The 17,895-nt window shown below is 64.3% G+C and carries 17 protein-coding genes; 15 read left to right on the forward strand and 2 right to left on the reverse strand.

From position 1 onward, the window contains the following. The first annotated feature begins 4 nt into the window (after positions 1–4). The 9 genes from Amn_RS14040 to Amn_RS14080 all read left to right on the forward strand — a co-directional run bounded on the left by Amn_RS14040 (position 5) and on the right by Amn_RS14080 (position 9,124). Positions 5–547: a thioesterase family protein gene (locus Amn_RS14040; protein ID WP_286288295.1), complete on the forward strand. Its 543-nt coding sequence runs from the start codon at positions 5–7 to the stop codon at positions 545–547. Continuing rightward, entirely contained in the window at positions 544–2,157 is a 1,614-nt protein-coding gene (locus Amn_RS14045; protein WP_286288297.1) for a GMC family oxidoreductase, read from the forward strand. The genes Amn_RS14040 and Amn_RS14045 overlap by 4 nt, the downstream gene beginning before the upstream one ends. Before the next feature lie 55 nt (positions 2,158–2,212). Beyond that, a complete protein-coding gene (locus tag Amn_RS14050; RefSeq protein ID WP_182574181.1) occupies positions 2,213–3,157 on the forward strand; it encodes an aldo/keto reductase in 945 nt (314 codons plus the stop codon). 130 nt (positions 3,158–3,287) lie between these two features. Then, positions 3,288–4,184 (forward strand): enoyl-CoA hydratase, encoded by an 897-nt coding sequence (locus Amn_RS14055; RefSeq protein WP_286288300.1) that lies wholly within the window; start codon positions 3,288–3,290, stop codon positions 4,182–4,184. Positions 4,185–4,215: 31 nt separating this feature from the next. Continuing rightward, entirely contained in the window at positions 4,216–5,379 is a 1,164-nt protein-coding gene (locus Amn_RS14060; RefSeq protein WP_286288301.1) for an acyl-CoA dehydrogenase family protein, read from the forward strand. 14 nt (positions 5,380–5,393) lie between these two features. Then, complete coding sequence (locus Amn_RS14065; protein WP_067962168.1) at positions 5,394–6,449, forward strand: acyl-CoA dehydrogenase family protein; 1,056 nt, start codon at positions 5,394–5,396, stop codon at positions 6,447–6,449. Between the two features lies 1 nt (position 6,450). Then, on the forward strand, positions 6,451–7,602 hold the full coding sequence (locus tag Amn_RS14070) for an acetyl-CoA C-acetyltransferase (RefSeq protein WP_286288306.1): 1,152 nt from the start codon (positions 6,451–6,453) through the stop codon (positions 7,600–7,602). 2 nt (positions 7,603–7,604) lie between these two features. Further along, entirely contained in the window at positions 7,605–8,207 is a 603-nt protein-coding gene (locus tag Amn_RS14075; RefSeq protein ID WP_067962165.1) for a gamma carbonic anhydrase family protein, read from the forward strand. 11 nt (positions 8,208–8,218) lie between these two features. Continuing rightward, the gene (locus tag Amn_RS14080; RefSeq protein ID WP_067962164.1) at positions 8,219–9,124 is read left to right on the forward strand and encodes an SDR family oxidoreductase; all 906 of its coding nucleotides are present in this window, start codon (positions 8,219–8,221) and stop codon (positions 9,122–9,124) included. A 212-nt stretch (positions 9,125–9,336) separates the two neighbouring features. Here Amn_RS14080 and Amn_RS14085 read toward each other — a convergent pair whose 3' ends face one another. Next, positions 9,337–10,923: a FadD3 family acyl-CoA ligase gene (locus Amn_RS14085; RefSeq protein ID WP_286288308.1), complete on the reverse strand. Its 1,587-nt coding sequence runs from the start codon at positions 10,921–10,923 to the stop codon at positions 9,337–9,339. A gap of 195 nt (positions 10,924–11,118) precedes the next feature. Here Amn_RS14085 and Amn_RS14090 point away from each other — a divergent pair, with 195 nt between their 5' ends. The 3 genes from Amn_RS14090 (at position 11,119) to Amn_RS14100 (ending at position 13,654) form a co-directional block, all read left to right on the forward strand. Further along, a complete protein-coding gene (locus Amn_RS14090; protein WP_182574178.1) occupies positions 11,119–11,922 on the forward strand; it encodes an SDR family oxidoreductase in 804 nt (267 codons plus the stop codon). 2 nt (positions 11,923–11,924) lie between these two features. After that, the gene (locus tag Amn_RS14095) at positions 11,925–13,058 is read left to right on the forward strand and encodes a helix-turn-helix transcriptional regulator (protein ID WP_286288312.1); all 1,134 of its coding nucleotides are present in this window, start codon (positions 11,925–11,927) and stop codon (positions 13,056–13,058) included. A gap of 98 nt (positions 13,059–13,156) precedes the next feature. Then, positions 13,157–13,654 carry a flavin reductase family protein gene (locus Amn_RS14100; protein WP_286288314.1) on the forward strand — a complete coding sequence of 166 codons (498 nt, stop codon included), beginning with the start codon at positions 13,157–13,159 and terminating at the stop codon, positions 13,652–13,654. A 119-nt stretch (positions 13,655–13,773) separates the two neighbouring features. Here Amn_RS14100 and Amn_RS14105 read toward each other — a convergent pair whose 3' ends face one another. Continuing rightward, positions 13,774–14,922 (reverse strand): LLM class flavin-dependent oxidoreductase, encoded by a 1,149-nt coding sequence (locus Amn_RS14105; RefSeq protein ID WP_286288316.1) that lies wholly within the window; start codon positions 14,920–14,922, stop codon positions 13,774–13,776. 222 nt (positions 14,923–15,144) lie between these two features. Here Amn_RS14105 and Amn_RS14110 point away from each other — a divergent pair, with 222 nt between their 5' ends. From Amn_RS14110 to Amn_RS14120, 3 genes are read left to right on the forward strand one after another with little or no spacing between them, the layout of a single operon-like run. Beyond that, the gene (locus Amn_RS14110; RefSeq protein WP_154386534.1) at positions 15,145–16,353 is read left to right on the forward strand and encodes an ABC transporter substrate-binding protein; all 1,209 of its coding nucleotides are present in this window, start codon (positions 15,145–15,147) and stop codon (positions 16,351–16,353) included. Beyond that, positions 16,334–17,434: an alpha/beta hydrolase gene (locus tag Amn_RS14115; protein ID WP_154386533.1), complete on the forward strand. Its 1,101-nt coding sequence runs from the start codon at positions 16,334–16,336 to the stop codon at positions 17,432–17,434. The genes Amn_RS14110 and Amn_RS14115 overlap by 20 nt, the downstream gene beginning before the upstream one ends. Before the next feature lie 34 nt (positions 17,435–17,468). Continuing rightward, positions 17,469–17,891, forward strand: coding sequence for a nuclear transport factor 2 family protein (locus tag Amn_RS14120; protein ID WP_286288327.1), 423 nt, complete (start codon positions 17,469–17,471; stop codon positions 17,889–17,891). The last annotated feature ends 4 nt before the right edge of the window (positions 17,892–17,895 follow it).

Here is a 17,895-nt window from a genome sequence, read left to right on the forward strand (position 1 = left end):
GCTGATGAACGACGAGGGCGCGGTCGGGGACCAAGTTTCGGGCGCGAATGCCGGAGACCCTGAAAACGGGCCGCGCGCCTATATCAGTTTCCGGGGGCAGGTCGAGCCGCGCTGGCTCGACGTCAACCGGCACATGAACGTGTCCTGGTACGACCACGTGTTCGATATCGCCGAAAGCGATCTGTTCGAGGTCTTCGGTATCCATGACGACTACATCAGGCGCACCAGCTACAGCTTCTTTCGGCTGGAAAAAAGCGTTCGCTACGAACGGGAACTGATGCCGGATGCAAAGCTGGAAGCCCGCAGCGTCGTGCTGTGGACCGACCTGAAGCGCGTCCACCACTTCCACGAATTGTGGAATGTCGACCAAAATTACCGCGCCGCGACGGTCGAAGGCCTGTCGATCCATGTCGACCTGCGCCTGCGCAAGGCAGCCAGGATCGTCGAGGCTGCCGTGGCCGATCCGCTGACAAGGCTTGCCCAGGAGCACGCGCGCCTGCCGTGGCCCAAGGGCGTAGCGCGGCGAGACTTCAGGGCAAGGACGTGACGTTCAGCGACCTCGAATTCGACTATGTCGTCGTGGGCGCAGGTGCGGCCGGCTGCGTGCTCGCCGCACGCCTGTCCGAGAACCCCAATGTGCGGGTTGCCGTCATAGAGGCCGGCGGGCTGGACAAGGACATGTTGATCCGTATTCCGGGCGCCAATGTCGTGACCGGCACGCATCCCGCCTACAACTGGAGCTACGAGAGCGAACCGGTGCAAGCGCTGGGCGGCCGCAAGCTCTATTGGGCCCAGGGCAAGCTCGTCGGCGGCTCCAGTTCGATCAACGGCATGATGTACATGCGCGGCCACCGGCGCGACTACGACAACTGGAAGGCGCTGGGCAATGACGGTTGGGGTTATGACGATGTTCTGCCCTATTTCAAGAAATCCGAGACCAACGAGCGCGGCGCCAACGACATTCATGGCGGCAGCGGGCCGATGCAGGTGTCGAAGGGACAGGGCACTGCCCCCGTCTGCGACATGTTCCTCGATGCGGCGGCCGACGAAGGCTTGCCGCTGACCGACGACCTCAACAAGGACGCGGCCCAAGCCTTCGGTCATGTCGACCTGACCATTGGCAAGGGCAAGCGTTCAAGCACGGCTGCGGCCTTCCTGCACCCGGCGCTGAAGCGGCCGAACCTGACGCTGATCGTCAACGCCCCGGTCAAGCGGGTGGTGATCGAGGCGGGGATCGCCACCGGAGTGGTGTTTGCCCATGAGGGCCGGCCACGCGTGGCGCGCGCGGTCAAGGAAGTGATACTCAGCGGTGGCGCAGTCAACTCGCCGCAATTGTTGATGCTGTCGGGCGTGGGCGACGCGAGCAGCCTGCAGCGTCTCGGCATCAAGGTAAACGCAGACAGCCCCGAGGTCGGACAGAACCTGCAGAACCACCCGATGTACCGGCTGATGTACACGACGACCAAGCCGGTCAGCGCCTACAGTCACGTCAAGCCGTGGGGGGCATTGAAGGCCGGCGCGCAATATGTGTTCCAGCGTCGTGGCGTGCTGAGCCGCGGGCTGTTTCCAACATCAGGCTATTTCCACGCCGTCGAGGGCGATCCCAGCAGCGAAATCCAGGTCTGCATGGCACCGGCAACAGTGATCCGCCGTGGTCCCGGGGTGCTTGGTATCCTGCCGCGGGAACATGGCTTCACGCTGTTGCTCAACCATGGCTCGCCCTACAGCCGGGGCCAAGTCACACTCAAGTCGGCCGATGCGATGGCGCATGCCGCGATCTCGCCGAACTATTTCTCTGATCCGCGCGATCTCAAGATTCTGACGGAGGGAGCCGCCCGGACGCGTGCGATCGTCAACCAGCCGGCTTTGCGCAATGTGCTTGCCAAGGAACTGTTGCCGGCGCGGCCGATCCGTTCGCTCGACGACATCGCCGAGGACATTTTGGCGACGGCCGTGACGCACTACCACGCTGCCGGCACCTGCCGGATGGGTGCGGACACAGACTCGGTGGTCGATCCACAACTGCGGGTGCGTGGTGTCGAAAGGCTGCGTGTCGCCGACGCGTCGATCATGCCGGTGCTGGTCAACGGCAACACCTATGCCGCGACAGTCATGATCGCGGAGAAGGCTGCCGATATTATCAAGGCGGCTGCCTAGGCTGTTTGCCTTCTAAATAAGATAGTTAGCGAACGAAGATGATGGAGTAGACGAGATGGAAAAGCGCGTTCTCGGCCGCACGGGCCTTGAGGTTTCGGTTGTCGGTCTCGGCTGCAACAATTTTGGCGGCATGATCAGGAGTCTCGACACCGAGGGCGCCCGCAAAGTGGTGCATGCCGCGCTCGATGCCGGCATCACGCTGCTCGACACCTCGGATTCCTACGGCGTCAATGGTGGGTCGGAGATCACTTTGGGCGAGGTGCTCGGCGACCGGCGCAAGGATGTGGTGTTGGCGACCAAGTTCGCCTCGCCGCTCAACCGCGAGAAGAGCAATCGCTACAACGGATCGCGCGGCTACATCATGAATGCTGTCGAAGACAGCCTGCGCCGGCTCAAGACTGACTACATCGACCTCTACCAGTACCATTTCCCCGATCCGCAGACGCCAGTCGAGGAGACGCTGCGGGCGCTCGACGATCTCGTGAAGCAGGGCAAGGTCCGCTATCTCGGCTGCTCGAACCTGCCGGCATGGATGCTGGTCGATGCCAGCTGGACTTCGCGCCATCACAATCTGCACAGCCTGCAATCCACCCAGGCCGAATACAATCTGATCTCGCGCACGGCCGAGACCGAGCTGTTCCCGGCGATGCACCGCACCGGCATGACGCTTTTGCCCTATTTCCCGCTGGCGAGCGGCCTCCTGACCGGCAAATACCGCAAGGGTCAGGCGCTGCCGGAGGACACGCGCATGAACATGGCCTATTTCAAATCCGGCCTGACCGACGCCAATCTCGACAAGGTCGAGAAGCTGATCGGCTTCAGTGAAGCGCGCGGACGCACCATCCTCGAGCTGGCGTTTTCCTGGCTGGCCTGCCAGCCGATCGTTTCCAGCGTAATTGCGGGTGCCACCCGTCCCGAGCAGGTGGTGGCCAATGCAGCGGCTGCCTCGTGGAATCTGACGGCAGCGGAGCTCGCCGAGATCGATACGATCTGCAAATGATCGTGCGGCAAGTGATTGTGCGGCGCACAAAGTTGCCGGCGCTTTAGTCCCTTTGGACGATTGCACCCCTTGGCGGGGAACGTAGTTTCTCCGGAGCTACCAAGTTGAATTGTCAGCGGAAACCCTTGATATGAGCGATCTGGTTGAGCCGCGTACGGCAGACATCATCTATGAGACGGGCGAGCCGGTCCTCTACGAAACCGAGGGACCGATCGCCTGGGTGACGATGAATCGCCCGACGTTCAACAACGCCCAGAACTCCCAGATGACCTATGCGCTCGACGATGCCTTCAAGCGCGCAGTCGACGACGACACGGTGAAGGTCATCATCCTGCGCGGCGCGGGGAAGCATTTTTCTGCCGGCCACGACATCGGCACGCCGGGTCGCGACGTCAACAAGACCTTCGACCGTCGCCTGATGTGGTCCGACCACACCAACAAGCCGGCTGCCGAAATGCTCTACACCAGGGAGCACGAGGTCTATCTCGGCATGTGCCGACGCTGGCGCGACATCCCCAAGCCGACGATCGCACTTGTGCAGGGCGCCTGCGTCGCCGGCGGGTTGATGCTTGCCTGGGTCTGCGACTTCATCGTCGCCACCGACGATGCCTTCTTCCAGGATCCGGTGGTGCGCATGGGCATTCCAGGCGTCGAGTATTTCGCACATGCCTTCGAGCTGCCGCCGCGCGTCGCCAAGGAATTCCTGATGATGGGTGAACGCATGCCGGCGTCACGCGCCGAGCAGTTCGGCATGGTCAACAAGGTGGTTGCCCGCGACGAACTGGAAGGCGCCGGTCGGGCCATGGCCGAAAAGCTGGCGCAGTATCCGCGCCTCGGCCTCTGGCTGTCCAAGCAGGCGATCAATCATGTCGAGGACCTGCGCGGAAAGCGCACCGCCATGGACGCGCATTATCACATGCATCATTTCGCCCATGCCCAGAACGACCTGACCACCGGCAACACGCTGGGCGGACAAGACGCCAAGAGCATGGCCGCCGCCAACAAGAAGCAGGCCGGCGAGGCTTGAGCCCGCCGCCGACCAACGGGAATTTCCAAGCGTGGATCTTGATTACACCGACGAGCAGCAGGCCTTCCGCCAGGAAGTGCGCTCCTGGCTCGAAAAGCATGTGCCCAGCAAGCCGCTGCCGTCCTTCGATGCCAGCCGCGAGGGTTTTGAGGCGCATCGCGCATGGGAGCGCGTGCTGGACGAGGGCCGCTGGGGCATGGTGACCTGGCCGGAAAGCTATGGCGGGCGCGGGCTCGACCTGATCCAGTGGCTGATCTTCGAAGAAGAATATTACCGTGCCGGCGCGCCGCTGCGCGTCAACCAGAACGGCATCTTCCTGCTCGGGCCGACGCTGATGGAATATGGCACCGAGGAGCAGAAGGCGCGCTTCCTGACCTCCATGGCCTCAGGCGACGAGATCTGGGCGCAAGCCTGGTCCGAGCCTCAAGCCGGTTCCGACCTGGCCTCGGTGCGCGCGACCGCCGTGCCTGAAGGCGACGAATATGTGCTCAAGGGCCACAAGATCTGGTCGTCGCGCGCGGTCTTCGCCGACTGGGCCTTTGGGCTGTTCCGCACCGATCCGGCGTCGCAGCGCCATAAGGGCTTGTCCCTGATCTTTTTCCCGCTCAACGCCCCCGGCGTGCGGGTGCAGGCGATCCCGCAGATCGACGGCGAGACCGGCTTTGCCGAAATCTTCCTCGACGATGTCCGCGTGTCCGCCTTCAACCGACTCGGCGGCGAGGGCGAGGGCTGGAACATCTGTATGGCAACTGCCGGCTTCGAGCGCGGCCTGATGCTGCGCAGCCCGGCGCGCTTCCAGGTGGCGGCGCGCAAGCTGGTCGAGCTCTACAAGGCGCATGAGGCCGAGGTCGAGCCAACGGTGCGCACGGCGGTGCTGCAGTCCTGGATGGACGCCGAGGCCTATGCGCTGTCGATCTACGCCACCGCATCGCGGCTTGCCGCAGGCGGCCATATCGGCGCCGAGGCCAGCACCAACAAGATCTTCTGGTCGGAAATGGACATCGCCATGCACAAGGCGGCATTGTCGATCCTGGGCGCCCGTGCGGAACTGCTGCGTACGGCGCCCGAGGCGGGCGACATCGGCCGCTGGCTGGACGGCTACTTCTTCTCGCTGGCCGGACCGATCTATGCCGGCTCGAACGAGATCCAGCGCAACATCATCGCCGAGCGTATGCTTGGGCTGCCGCGCGCATAAGGGGAGGCGAAAAGATGGATTTCCGTTTCTCCGAAGAACAGACGATGACGGCTGACGTCGTCCGTGAGTTGCTCGCTGACGTCTGCCAGCCCGCCGACCTGCGCCGATTGATGGGCGAGGGCGCTGCCCGCGACGCTTCCCGCTGGGCCAAGATTTTGGAGATGGGCCTCGCCGGTGCCCTGGTGGCTGAAGACAATGGCGGCCTCGGACTGTCGGCCATCGACTTCGTGCAGATCGCCGAGGCTTGCGGCTACGCCGGGCTGCCGGAGCCGCTGGTCGAGAATGCAGGCGTGGCGTTGCCGCTGCTTGCTGCCTTCTCCGACAATGCCCGGGTGGCCGCGCTGCTCAAGCGTGCGCTCGCCGGCGATGTAACCGTCACGGTGGCACATCCGGCCAATTCGTTCGTCGCCGATGCCGATACGGCCGAGGCGGTACTCGTCGTCCGCGACGGTGCTGTCCATCTCGTCGAAACCGCCAAGGCAAGGATCGTGGCGCAGCCGAGTGTCGATCCGTTCCGCCGGCTGTTCACGGTTGAATTCGAGCCGAGCGACGCAACGCTGGTTGCCGGCGCCAGCGAGGCCGCAGTCCCGCTGGCTGCCGCTCTCGACCGTGGCGCGCTGTTTGCAGCCGCTCAGATGCAGGGTCTAGCCCAGCGCTGCGTCGATCTCGGTGTCGCCTATGCCAAGGAACGCCAGCAGTTCGGCAAGCCGATCGGCTCCTACCAGGCGGTCAAGCATCACCTCGCGACCGCCCAGGTGAAGATCGAGTTCGCTCGTCCGGTGCTGCATGCGGCAGCCGCCCAGCTCGAGCAGAGCGATCTCTACAGCCGCGCTCGCATCTCGCAGGCCAAGCTTGCCTGCACTGATGCCGCCGACGTCGCGGCTCGGACCTCGATCCAGGTGCATGGCGCCATGGGTTATTCCTGGGAGGTGGACGTTCACTTCTTCCTCAAGCGTGGCATCGCGTTGACCAGTTGGTGGGGCGGCACTGCCTTCCATCGCGAGCGCGTCGCAGCCCGCGTCTTTGCGCGTCCGCTCGGACCCGAACACACCTTTGCCGGAGAGGCCTGATATGCCTGAAGCCTATATCGTCGACGCCGTCCGTACGCCGGTCGGCCGCAAGAAGGGCTCGCTTGCCGCCCTGCATTCGGCAGACCTTGGTGCCCAGCCGATCAAGGCGCTGATCGCCCGCACCGGCATCGACCCGAACGCGGTCGATGACGTCATCTATGGCTGCACCGACACGATCGGCTCGCAGGCCGGCGACATCGCCCGCACCTGCTGGCTGGTGGCGGGTCTGCCCGACCATGTGCCTGGTGTAACCGTCGACCGCCAGTGCGGTTCGGCACAGCAGGCGGTGCACTTCGCCGCGCAGGCGGTGATGAGCGGTACGCAGGAGCTGGTGATTGCCGGCGGCGTGCAGAACATGAACATGATCCCGATGGCGTCGGCCATGCTGGTCGGGCCGCAGTTCGGCTTCCCCGATCCGTTCAGCACCTCGCCGGGCTGGCGCGCCCGCTACGGCGACCAGGAGGTCAGCCAGTTTCGCTCGGCCGAAATGATCGCCGAGAAGTGGCAGTGCAGCCGCGACGAGATGGAGCAGTTCGCGCTGGAGAGCCACCAGCGCGCCATTGCCGCCATCGACGCGGGCCGGTTCACCAATGAGATCGTGCCGGTCGGCGACTTCGCCGTGGACGAGACGCCGCGCCGCGACACATCGCTCGACAGGATGGCGACGTTGAAGACGCTGGTCGAAGGCGGTCGCGTGCATGCCGGCGTCGCCAGCCAGAACGCCGATGCGGCGGCTGCACTGCTGATCGCCTCGGAACAGGCGGTGAAGGACCACAACCTCAAGCCGCGCGCCCGCATCCACCACATCAGCGTGCGCGGCGACGACCCGGTCTGGATGTTGACAGCGCCGATCCCGGCGACGCGCCATGCGCTTATGAAGACCGGCCTGAAGATCGAGGACATCGACCTGTTCGAGTGCAACGAGGCCTTTGCCTCGGTCCCGCTCGCCTGGATCAAGGACCTTGGCATTCCACGGGACAAGGTGAACGTCAATGGCGGCGCGATCGCACTCGGCCATCCGCTCGGCGCCACCGGCGCGCGCATCATGACCACGATGCTGAACGAACTCGAGCGCCGCAACGGCCGCTATGCGCTGCAGACCATGTGCGAAGGCGGCGGCCAGGCCAACGTGACCATCATCGAGAGGCTCTGACCATGCCGTGCTATGCCTTTGAAGGCATCGTGCCGGTGGTCGACCCCACTGCTTACCTGCATCCGACGGCTGTGCTGATCGGTGACGTGACCATCGGGCCGCGCTGCTACATCGGCCCCGGGGCGTCGCTGCGGGGCGATTTCGGCCGCATCACAGTCATCGGCGATGCCAGCGTGCAGGACAATTGCACCTTGCACACCGGCTCGGGCTCGGACTGCATCGTCGGCCGCGGCGCGACCGTAGGCCACGGCGCCATCCTGCATGGCTGCACGGTGGGCGAGAATGCACTTATCGGCATGAATGCCGTGGTGCTCGACGGCGCCGTTATCGGCGACGACAGCCTGGTGGCAGCGCTCAGCCTGGTGAAGAACGAGGTGGTGACGCCTCAACGTAGCCTGATCGCCGGCAATCCAGCCAAGGTGATCAAGGAAATGCCGGAAGCCGCTATCATTTGGCGCAACAATGGCGACGGTGAGTATCAGCGGCTGGCCGACCGGTCGCTTGCCGATCTCGTGGAATGCGAACCGCTCCGCGTCGCGGAACCTGGCCGCAAACGCAACACCGGCAAGGCGCGCGCTGTGCGCCTGTCGACCAAGACAAAGTGAGAAGGACTGACATGGCAGCGATCTGCGAAAACAGGGTTGTGATCGTCACCGGCGCCGGCCGCGGCCTCGGTCGCGCCTATGCGCTGGGCCTCGCGGCCGAAGGCGCGAAGGTCGTGGTCAACGATCTCGGCGTCGGCACTCATGGCGACGCGACGGCGGAGACGCCGGCGCAGCAGGTGGTCGACGAGATCAAGGCCATGGGCGGCCAGGCCGTCGCCAACTATGATGACGTCACCGATTTCGAGGCCGGCGGCCGCATCGTCAAGGCCGCACTCGACGCCTTTGGTGACCTGCATGCCGTGGTCAACAATGCCGGCTTCGTGCGCGACCGCATGTTCGTGTCATGCACGCCCGATGAATGGGACGCGGTACTGCGCGTGCATCTGCGCGGCCATTTCTGCGTCAGCAGACACGCCGTCGACTATTGGCGCGCCCAGCAGAAGGCCGGCAAGACGGTCGACGCCCGCATCATCAACACCTCTTCGGGCGCCGGCCTGCAGGGTAGCGTCGGCCAAAGCGCCTATTCGGCGGCCAAGGGCGGCATCGCTTCGCTGACACTGGTCCAGGCAGCCGAGCTCCGCCGCTACGGCATCACCGCCAATGGTCTTGCGCCGAATGCCCGCACGCGCATGACAGAGACCGCCTTTGCCGAGGCCATGCAGGCCAAGGACGGCGAGTTCGATATCTTCGCGCCTGAGAACACCGCACCCCTGGTTGCCTGGCTGTGCAGTTCGGCGTCGGCTGAAGTGACCGGCCAGATCTTCGAGCTGATCGGCGGCAAGATCCGCATCTGCCTCGGCTGGAACGACGGCCCTGAATTCGACAAGGGCAGCCGATGGGACGCAGCCGAGCTCGGCGACCGGATCAAGGAACTGGTGGCCACGCGTCCGGCACCGAAGGCGGTCTACGGGGCGTAGCCGAGCCACTGCGTCAGGAAGAACTGAAGGGCGTCGGGCAACCGGCGCCCTTTTCTTTGGTCAATGCAGTATCCCCGGGGATGCCGCATCCCGGGGGACGCGCAGTCTGGGCAACGCGGCCAAGAAAAAAGGGCGGCGCTTGCGCACCGGCCCTTGGGGAAAAGTCTGCACCTGCCGCTCCGGACCCCGCATCGGAGGGCAGGCGCACGCGATCAGGCGTCTTGGGGGACCTCTTCGCGCAGAATGTTCTTGAGCACCTTGCCTTGCGGGCTGGTGGGCAGGGACGGACGGATCTCGACGCTGCGCGGGCACTTGTAGTTGGCCATGTTGGCGCGCGACCAGTCGATGATGTCCTTCTCGGTGGCGCTGGTGCCCGGGCGCAGCACGACATAAGCCTTGCCGACCTCGCCGAGACGCTCGTCTGCCACACCGATCACGGCAACGATGCCGATGGCCGGGTGCTGACTCAGGATGCGCTCGATCTCGGCCGGATAGCAGTTGAAGCCACCGGTGATGTACATGTCCTTGAGACGGTCCTCGATGCGCAGGTTGCCGTCGCTGTCGAAGTAACCGATATCGCCGGTGTGCAGCCAGCCCTCGGGGTCGATGGTCTTGGCCGTCGATTTTGGATCGTTGAAGTAGCCCTTCATGACGATGTAGCCGCGGATCACCACTTCGCCGGGCTTGCCGTCGGGCAGGAAATGGCCGTCGTCGCCCATGATACGGACTTCGACGCCGGGAGCCGCCTTGCCGGCAGTGTTGGCAATCACCTCATCCGGGTCCGACGCCAGGCACATGGTGCCGTAGCCGCCGCACTCGGTCAGCCCATAGCCGTTTACAACGCCGGCGAAGCCGAGTTCCTCGCGCATACGCCGGATGAGGATCGACGGCACGACCGCGCCGCCGGTGACGCCGAGGCGCAGGCTGGAGGTGTCGAATTTTGCCAGGTCCGGATGCTGGAGCATGCCCTGGAAGATGGCGGGCGGACCGGGGATGACGCTGATCTTCTCTTCGGCGACGCGCTTGAGGATTTCGCCGGCATCATAGGTGAGATGCGGCATCAGAACCGCGCCACGCATCAGCGAAACGATGGCGCCGGAGCGATAGCCGAAGGCGTGGAAGAAAGGGGGGATGACCAGGATGCGGTCATGCTCGCGGATACCGACACGCGTTGCCCAGGCATCGATCGCCTGAAGGCACTGCTGGTGACCGTACATGACGCCCTTGGGATAACCCGTGGTGCCCGAGGTGAACAGCATGTCGCAGAGATCGTCCGGACCGACAGTGGCCTCGCGTGCGGCAAGCTCGGCATCGCTGATGCTGTCGCCCGATGCAACGAAGCTCTCCCAGTCGCGATCGCCTTTGCTGCCGTCGCCGATGACGACAACTTCGCGCAGCAGGTCGCGCGTCTCGGCACGGAGCTGGTCAGGGTAATAGGTGTTGAGGAAGTCGCCGACCGAAAACAGCACCGAGGTGCCGCTGCGCTTGACCAGCTCGGCGATTTCCGCGCCCTTGAAGCGGGTGGAGGCGGGAATGAGCACGGCGCCTGCGGTGACGAGGCCAAGGGCTGTGGCGAACCATTTCCAGGTGTTGGGCGCCCAGACCATGATGCGGTCGCCCTTCTCGACACCGGCTGCGATCATCGCCTTGGCGACGCGCTTGCGCATCGCGTCGAGCTCGACGAAGTTCAGCACGACGCCATTGTCCTCAACGGCCGTGCGTGTGCCATAGAGCTCGGCGGCGCGCGCGCAGAGGGCAGGAATGGTGGTGAACTTCCAGTCGGCGTCTTCTGAGATCATCTGTCTACCTGGAGGCACTGGGCCTGTTCGACGGTATGGCGGCCGCGGACGGTCACCGGGCTAGTTTGGCGGGAACATAGGCGTCGGCGGGCGGCCAGCATCGTCCGAAGAGACGAATAAACCTTACGGCGACCGACATAAAGGCTGTAGGACTGCGTACAGACGCGCGCGACGGACCATGCCTGGAGTTATGACATGAGCAATGCCCCGCAACCTGTTGGCTCGACCTTCGAGGGCAGGGTCGTCATCGTGACCGGTGGCACCAAGGGCATTGGCCGGGCGATCGCCGAGGGTTTTCTCGGCGCGGGCGCAACCGTCGTCGTCTGCGCACGCACCGAGCCGGACAGCCTGCCGCATTCGAACGGCAACAGGGCGATCTTCATGCAATGCGACGTGCGCACGGCCCAGGCCTGCAAGGAGCTGGTCGACCGTGTCGGCGAGGAGCATGGCCGTATCGACGTGCTGGTCAATAACGCCGGCGGCTCGCCCCATGTCGACGCAGCGACGGTATCGCCGCGCTTCTCCGACGCCATCGTCAATCTCAACCTGATGGCGCCCGTCTACATGTCGCAGGCCGTTTACCACTGGATGGCGAGGCTGCCGGAAGGCGGCAACATCATCAACATCGCCAGCGTGTCCGGCCGCCGGCCGTCGCCAGGCACCTCGGTCTACGGCGCGGCCAAGGCTGGCCTGCTCAGCCTGACCACCAGCCTTGCGCAGGAATGGGCGCCCAAGGTGCGCGTCAACGCCATCATCGTCGGCCTCATCGAGACCGAAAAAGCCGATGAGACCTATGGCTCACGCGAGGCACAGCAGGCGATTGCCGCCTCGGTGCCGATGAAGCGCATGGGGCGTGGAGACGACATCGCCCGCGCCGCCCTCTACCTCGCCAGTCCGACGGCGACCTTCGTCACCGGTGCGCAGCTCGAGGTGCATGGCGGCGGCGAGACACCGCTGTTCCTCGACCTGATCAAGCGTTACGCGCCGGACGCGAACTGACCGTGGCCGATCGCGCGGAAGTATCTGGTGCCGCGCCCGATCACGACCGGCTGGTCGAACTGCTCTATGCCGGTATCGGCGAAGCAAAGCCCTTCGACAGTTTTCTCAAGGGGTTGCGGGCATCGGTTGATGCTGAAAGCAGTACGCTGATCATCGAGCGCCAGCGCCGCGACCGACCGGGTGCGATCTATTCCGGGGCGGCGTCGGAAGAGCGCATCGCGCGCTACAACGACCTCTACACGCAAGACCCGTTCATCGACCTGCCGCTCGGCAAGGTGACGACGCTTGCCGAGCTTGTCGGCGAGGGAGGATTTTCCCGCTCGGAATTCATGACGAGTTTCATGACCGGCTCGGGCTGGATGCATGTCGTGGGTGCCGATATCGTCGAGCCCTCCGGGGCGCGGGTGCGGATGCGTGCGACACGTGTGCTGGGTCGGGACAATTTCGGTACGGCCGAACGAGAGTCGTTCCGACGGCTGTTGCCGCATCTGACGCAGGCGATGGGGCTATTCCTCAGGCTGAACGGGCTCGAGGCCGAGCGCGAGCTGTTCGCCGGTGCGCTGGGGCGGTTGGCGGTGGGCGCCATCATCGTCGACCGTGACTGCCGCATTCTGCAGGCAACGCCACAGGCCGAAGCGATCCTGGCCGAAAAGGACGTGCTAAAGAACGATCGCGGCAGGCTGCGCCTGCTCGACGAGGCCGGACCGAGCGGTGCGTTCACCACGGCGGTGGCCGAGATTGCCGAGACGAGCGACGCCTCCTTTGCCGGCTCGCGCGCGTTTTCGATTCATCGTTCCTGCGGCGAGGCGCTCGGGCTCGTCGTCAGGCCGGCACCGCATTCGGCCAAGCTGCATGCGCCGCTGCGCGGCGCGGCACTCGTCATCATCGCCGACGCCGGCAGCAACGTTGCGCCGCAGCCTGCGGTGCTTGTCAGGCTGTTTGGCCTGACGCCGGCAGAAGCGGAGCTTGCGGCGCTGATGGGGCAGGGTCTCGACCTCGACGATGCCAGTGCCACGCTCGGCATCACCAAGAACACCGCCAAGGCGCATTTGCGCATGGTGTTTTCCAAGACCGGAGTGAGCAGGCAGAGTGAGCTCGTGCGGCTGCTGCTGCGCTCGGTCGACGAGCTGAGCTAACGGCCAACCGCAATTTCTGGGCTCGCCCGTTCGAACGATGCCTCAGGGCCCTGTTCTGCGCGATGCTGCGATCGTTGCAGGACGTGGAGGAGCGCGGAATGTCCATTGAGGTCGACGAGCTGGTGGCGGACACGCGAGCGGCGATGCGCCGGCTGGCGAAGTCGGTGGTGATCCTGACCACAAGCCATCAAGGCCAGCGGCTGGCCATGGCCGCGACCGCTGTCGACAGCCTGAGCATGGAGCCGCCGTCACTGCTCGCCTGCGTCAACCGGAGCGCCTCGATCTTCGCCGCGTTCCAGGCGAAAGTACCATTCTGTGTCAACATATTGGGACGAAATCATGAAGCATTGGCGCAACGTTGTGGCGGCCAGGTGAAGGGCGAGGCGCGCTTCGCCGAGGGTGACTGGCGCGAGCGCCAGGGCATTCCTTATCTTGGCGACGCCCAAGCCAACATCTTCTGCGCCAATGACGGAGAATTCTATTATGGTACCCATGGCGTGTTCGTTGGGCGGGTTACCGACGTCGCACTGTTCGGCAGCATCGAGCCGCTGATCTATGCCGACGCCCGCTACGTCGGCGCGCATCTGGCAATGTGATACAAAGTGATACAAACGCCTATCGACCAGGCAGCGGAAAGGCCCGATGGTTGTGCCGGCCTTTGTCATTTCCGGTGCGGGAAAAGGCGGCCGGCTCCTGGGTGCCGACCGCTGGTAACCTATTCGGCGGCAGCGACGCGCAGCTTCTTGCCGCGGAAATGCGGGATCACCTCGCTGCCAATCAGCTCGATCGTCTCCATGATCGCTTCATGCGGCACGGTGCCCATCTGCGACAGGAACATGATCTCGTCGGCACCGGCCTCGAACAGGCGCTCGACATAGCGGATACAATCCTCTGGCGTGCCATAGGCGTCGTTGATGTCGTCGAGATAACCATAGGCCTGCGGATTGTAGGCGATCTTGTCTTCGCCGAGCTTGGCGAACTTGTGCTCGCGCACCTTGTCGAGCGCCGCCAGATGCTCTTCCGGGCTCATGTCGTCGACCTCAGGCTTGGGACCGCCCTGATACCAGTGCGACAGCGCCTCGGCGAAGAAGCGCTGGCCACGCAAGCCGATGCGGCGGGCCTTGTCCCGGTCGCGCAGGACGATGGCCGGGCACAGGGCGGAGAGGTGCTCGGTCGGGCGGAATCCGACCTGGTCCTCTGGTTTGCGCTCGGCAAAGGCCTTCCGATAGGCATCGCTCTTGGTCTTGATCTCGTCGGGGCCGCCGAAACCCATGACCAGCGCACCGAGGCCACGCGAGCCGGCTGTCAACACCGCCTCCCAGCGTGTGCAGGCCATGTACATGCGCGGGTGCGGTTGCTGCAGCGGCTTGGGATGGACGGGGCGGGCTGGAAACCTGATGTACCGGCCGTCATGCTCGACCACTTCTTCGGTGAAGAGGCGCGGGATCAGATACATGCTCTCGTCGATCAGCGGCTGCAACTCGGCCAACTGGTAGCCAAAGGCACCGGCCTCCTGCTGGCTGCCGCCCTTGCCGACACCGAAATTGACGCGGCCATTCGACAGGATGTCGAGCATGGCGACACGTTCGGCGACCTTGATGGGATGGTTCATCGCCGGCGGCAGGCAGACGACGCCATGGCCGATCTCGAGCCTCTTCGTCTGGCCGGCGACAAAGGCGAGGAAGGTTTCCGGTGCCGACATGTGCGAATATTGCGTCAGGCCATGGTGCTCGACGCACCAGACCCCGTCGAAGCCGCTCCTGTCGAGCTGCACGCACTGTTCCACCATCTCGCGGAAAACCTGCTGCTCGGCCTCCCGATGGGTTTCGGCGATCTGCGCCTCGTAGATCATGGAAAATTTCACTGGCAGGATCCTCCGCTTGAGACAATTGCCCTTTCGGCATGAGCTGGAGTGTCCGGCTGGCAATCACGAAATTCATCGTTCGATCGGGTGAGGGCCGTTTTGCTGCTGATGGCATTGGGCCAGGCGAGGCAGCTGCTGGCTCAATTCAATGGTCCTTATGGACGATGCCTGCCAATCACGTTAGGCCGAAACGGCGGCATCGATTTCCGTGGAGACCAGACTATGACTTCCAGCATTCGCAGCCGGCGCGCCATTGTCGCCGCCCTGATGTCGTTCACCGCCCTGGCAGCTGCCGGCACGGCCAGGGCCGAAGAGACGATCAAGATCGGCGGCATCATGTCGCTGACCGGCGCGGGCGCCTCGATCGGCAAGAATGCCGAGGTCGCCTGGAAGCGTGCTGTCGACGACATCAACGCCGCCGGTGGCATTCTCGGCAAGAAGGTCGAGCTGGTGCTGGCCGACACGATGACCGACCCGACGCATGGCGTCAGCGAGATGCGCCGCCTCATCGAAAGCGAGAAGGTTGCGGCGGTAGTTGGCCCGGCAACCAGCCAGGAAACGACGCCGCTGATGCCGATCGGCACCGAAGCCAATATCGCCCAGGTTTCAAGCGCCGCCTCGACGCAGCTGACCCCGCAGGTCGGCCCGTACCACTTCTCCACCTCGCCGATCGGTGAGAACCAGATGATCCCCAACATCGCCTATGCGCTCGATACGCTGAAGCTGACCAAGCTGGCGCTGATCTCGGACAATGGCGGCATGTCGAAGGCGGCGGTGTCCGACATCGTCAACTACATGAAGGGCAAGGGCGTGGAGCCGGTCGCCATCCAGGAATTCGCCTTCCGCACCGAGGACATGACCCCGCAGCTGTTTTCGCTGCGAAACTCCGAGGCCGAAGCGGTGCTGCTGATCAACTCGATCGGCGACGACGCCCGCAAGATGCTGGAAAATCGCTATGACATCGGCTGGGACGTTCCCGTGCTGGCGAGCCTGACCATGACCAACTACGCCGTCGGCAACGCCGCCACAATCGGCACCGAGCCGTTCGAGGGCGTGTATTCGGTGCAGTTCGAGGGCATGACCTTCTGCCCGGGCGACGCGCTCGGCGAGAAGCCGTTCGCCAAGTTCGCCGAGAAGGCCAAGGCCGATATTGCCGATCTCGACCGCATGGGCGGACCCTCGGCGCTGGTGCCCTATTACATCCAACCCTTCATCCTGGCTGCCGCCATGAACGGTTCGGGCAAGACCGACGGCAAGTCGGTTGCGGCCTGGATCGAGGCCAACGCCGGCGAGATCAAGACGCTGACGGGCAAACTGGCGGCCAGCGCCGACAACCACTTCCTGCCGTCGGTCGAGAGCCTCAAGGTCGTCAAGAACCCATACCAGCTGCGCGAGGACGGTCTCGTCGAACGTGCCGACTGCGCCCAGTAAGCAGCAGAACGGTTTCAACTTGCGAAAGGCGTCGCCGGTTTCCGGCGGCGCCTTTTTCATTGGCTCACCCGATCGAACGATGCGGCGAGTCTTGGGGCTGGCTTTCACTCCAGCCGAAGAAATGCCGCGGAGGTTGGTTATGGAATTGGCGCTCGATGCAGATATTGCCGCGATGGCGGAGGTCGTCGCCAGGCGGCCGCCGCTCGACCTCGTCAATGTCGACATCCCGGCGTTGCGCGTTGCCGTGAACGCGGCGGGATGGCCGACGGAGCGCACCGAGATGGCCGCGGTCGAGAACATCACCGTTGCCGGCGGTGCCGGAGACATCCCGGCGCGACTCTACAAGCCACGTCAGGGCAAGGCATTGCCGCTGCTGGTCTTCCTGCATGGCGGCGGCTTCGTGCTGTGTTCGCTGGATACGCATGACAATTTCTGCCGGGCGCTGGCCAAGGCGGGCGATTGCGCGGTGCTGTCGATCGACTACCGGCTGGCGCCGGAACACAGGTTCCCGGCAGCCTACGAGGATGCTTTGGCGGCTCTGGAGTGGGCGGCGGCCAACGCTATCACGCTCGGCTGCGACGGCAGGAGGCTGGCGCTTGCCGGAGATAGTGCCGGGGGCAATCTGGCGGCAGCTGCCGCACTCCATGCCTCATCGGAGGTCCGCCTGAAACTGCGACACCTGTTGCTTTTCTATCCTGCTTCGGATCCCACGGCTTCCGGCACGAGTTACGACACTTTCCCGCAGACTCCATTCCTTAGCGCGGGAATGATGCGCTGGTACTGGCGGCAATATGTGGGTGAGCCGGCTGGCTTGGCAGATCCCCGTGTCGCGCTGCTTCGGTCCGTCGATCTTGCCGGGCTGCCGCAGACGACGATCGCCATTGCCGAATTCGATCCCTTGCGCAGTGAGGTCGAGGCCCTTTACACAGCGCTGGCCGAGTCCGGTGTTGATGTGGAAGCCAGGCGCTACGACGGTGTCTCGCACGGCTTTGCCAGCATGGTCGGATTGATCGGCAAAGCGCGGCTGGCGATCGACCACGGTGGCGCCAGGCTGCGCGATGCATTTGCCAGGAACGCCTGAGATGCTGGAGGCAAGGCTGGCGCGCGCCGAGGCAATGCTCGACATCATCGCGCTCGAGGCGCGCTATGCGCGCGCCTGGGACTGCTGCAATGGCAAGGCATGGGCCGATGTGTTCACTGCGGACGGCGTGTTCGAAATCGCGGCCGTCGGCGACCGCTCGGCGCTCAAGGTTGAGGGCAGGGAGCAACTGTCGGCTTTCTGCTTCGATTTCACGGCGAAATTCTCCGGCGTTCATGTGCCCGGTCTGCCGTTGCTCGACATCGACGGGGACGAGGCGACCGGTCACCTGCATTTCCAGTTCGTCGCCATCGGCCGGTTAACACCGAACCACACGATGAGCCGCACAGCTTGCGGCCAATATGATGTGCGTTATCGCAGGACCGAAAAGGGCTGGCGCATGGTCCATCGATTGGAAAAGGCGTTCAGCAGCGCACGAAGCGAATTCTTCGATTTCTGAGCGT

This window comes from Aminobacter sp. Y103A (genome assembly GCF_030294925.1).
Classification (GTDB): Bacteria; Pseudomonadota; Alphaproteobacteria; order Rhizobiales; family Rhizobiaceae; genus Aminobacter; species Aminobacter ciceronei.

Excerpts from the sequence above, each read along its gene's own strand:
- Amn_RS14040 (WP_286288295.1), top strand. The coding sequence starts at position 5 with ATGAACGACGAGGGCGCGGTCGGGGACCAAGTTTCGGGCGCGAATGCC.
- Amn_RS14050 (WP_182574181.1), top strand. The coding sequence starts at position 2,213 with ATGGAAAAGCGCGTTCTCGGCCGCACGGGCCTTGAGGTTTCGGTTGTC.
- Amn_RS14055 (WP_286288300.1), top strand. The coding sequence starts at position 3,288 with ATGAGCGATCTGGTTGAGCCGCGTACGGCAGACATCATCTATGAGACG.
- Amn_RS14065 (WP_067962168.1), top strand. The coding sequence starts at position 5,394 with ATGGATTTCCGTTTCTCCGAAGAACAGACGATGACGGCTGACGTCGTC.
- Amn_RS14070 (WP_286288306.1), top strand. The coding sequence starts at position 6,451 with ATGCCTGAAGCCTATATCGTCGACGCCGTCCGTACGCCGGTCGGCCGC.
- Amn_RS14075 (WP_067962165.1), top strand. The coding sequence starts at position 7,605 with ATGCCGTGCTATGCCTTTGAAGGCATCGTGCCGGTGGTCGACCCCACT.
- Amn_RS14080 (WP_067962164.1), top strand. The coding sequence starts at position 8,219 with ATGGCAGCGATCTGCGAAAACAGGGTTGTGATCGTCACCGGCGCCGGC.
- Amn_RS14085 (WP_286288308.1), bottom strand. The coding sequence starts at position 10,923 with ATGATCTCAGAAGACGCCGACTGGAAGTTCACCACCATTCCTGCCCTC.
- Amn_RS14090 (WP_182574178.1), top strand. The coding sequence starts at position 11,119 with ATGAGCAATGCCCCGCAACCTGTTGGCTCGACCTTCGAGGGCAGGGTC.
- Amn_RS14100 (WP_286288314.1), top strand. The coding sequence starts at position 13,157 with ATGTCCATTGAGGTCGACGAGCTGGTGGCGGACACGCGAGCGGCGATG.
- Amn_RS14110 (WP_154386534.1), top strand. The coding sequence starts at position 15,145 with ATGACTTCCAGCATTCGCAGCCGGCGCGCCATTGTCGCCGCCCTGATG.
- Amn_RS14120 (WP_286288327.1), top strand. The coding sequence starts at position 17,469 with ATGCTCGACATCATCGCGCTCGAGGCGCGCTATGCGCGCGCCTGGGAC.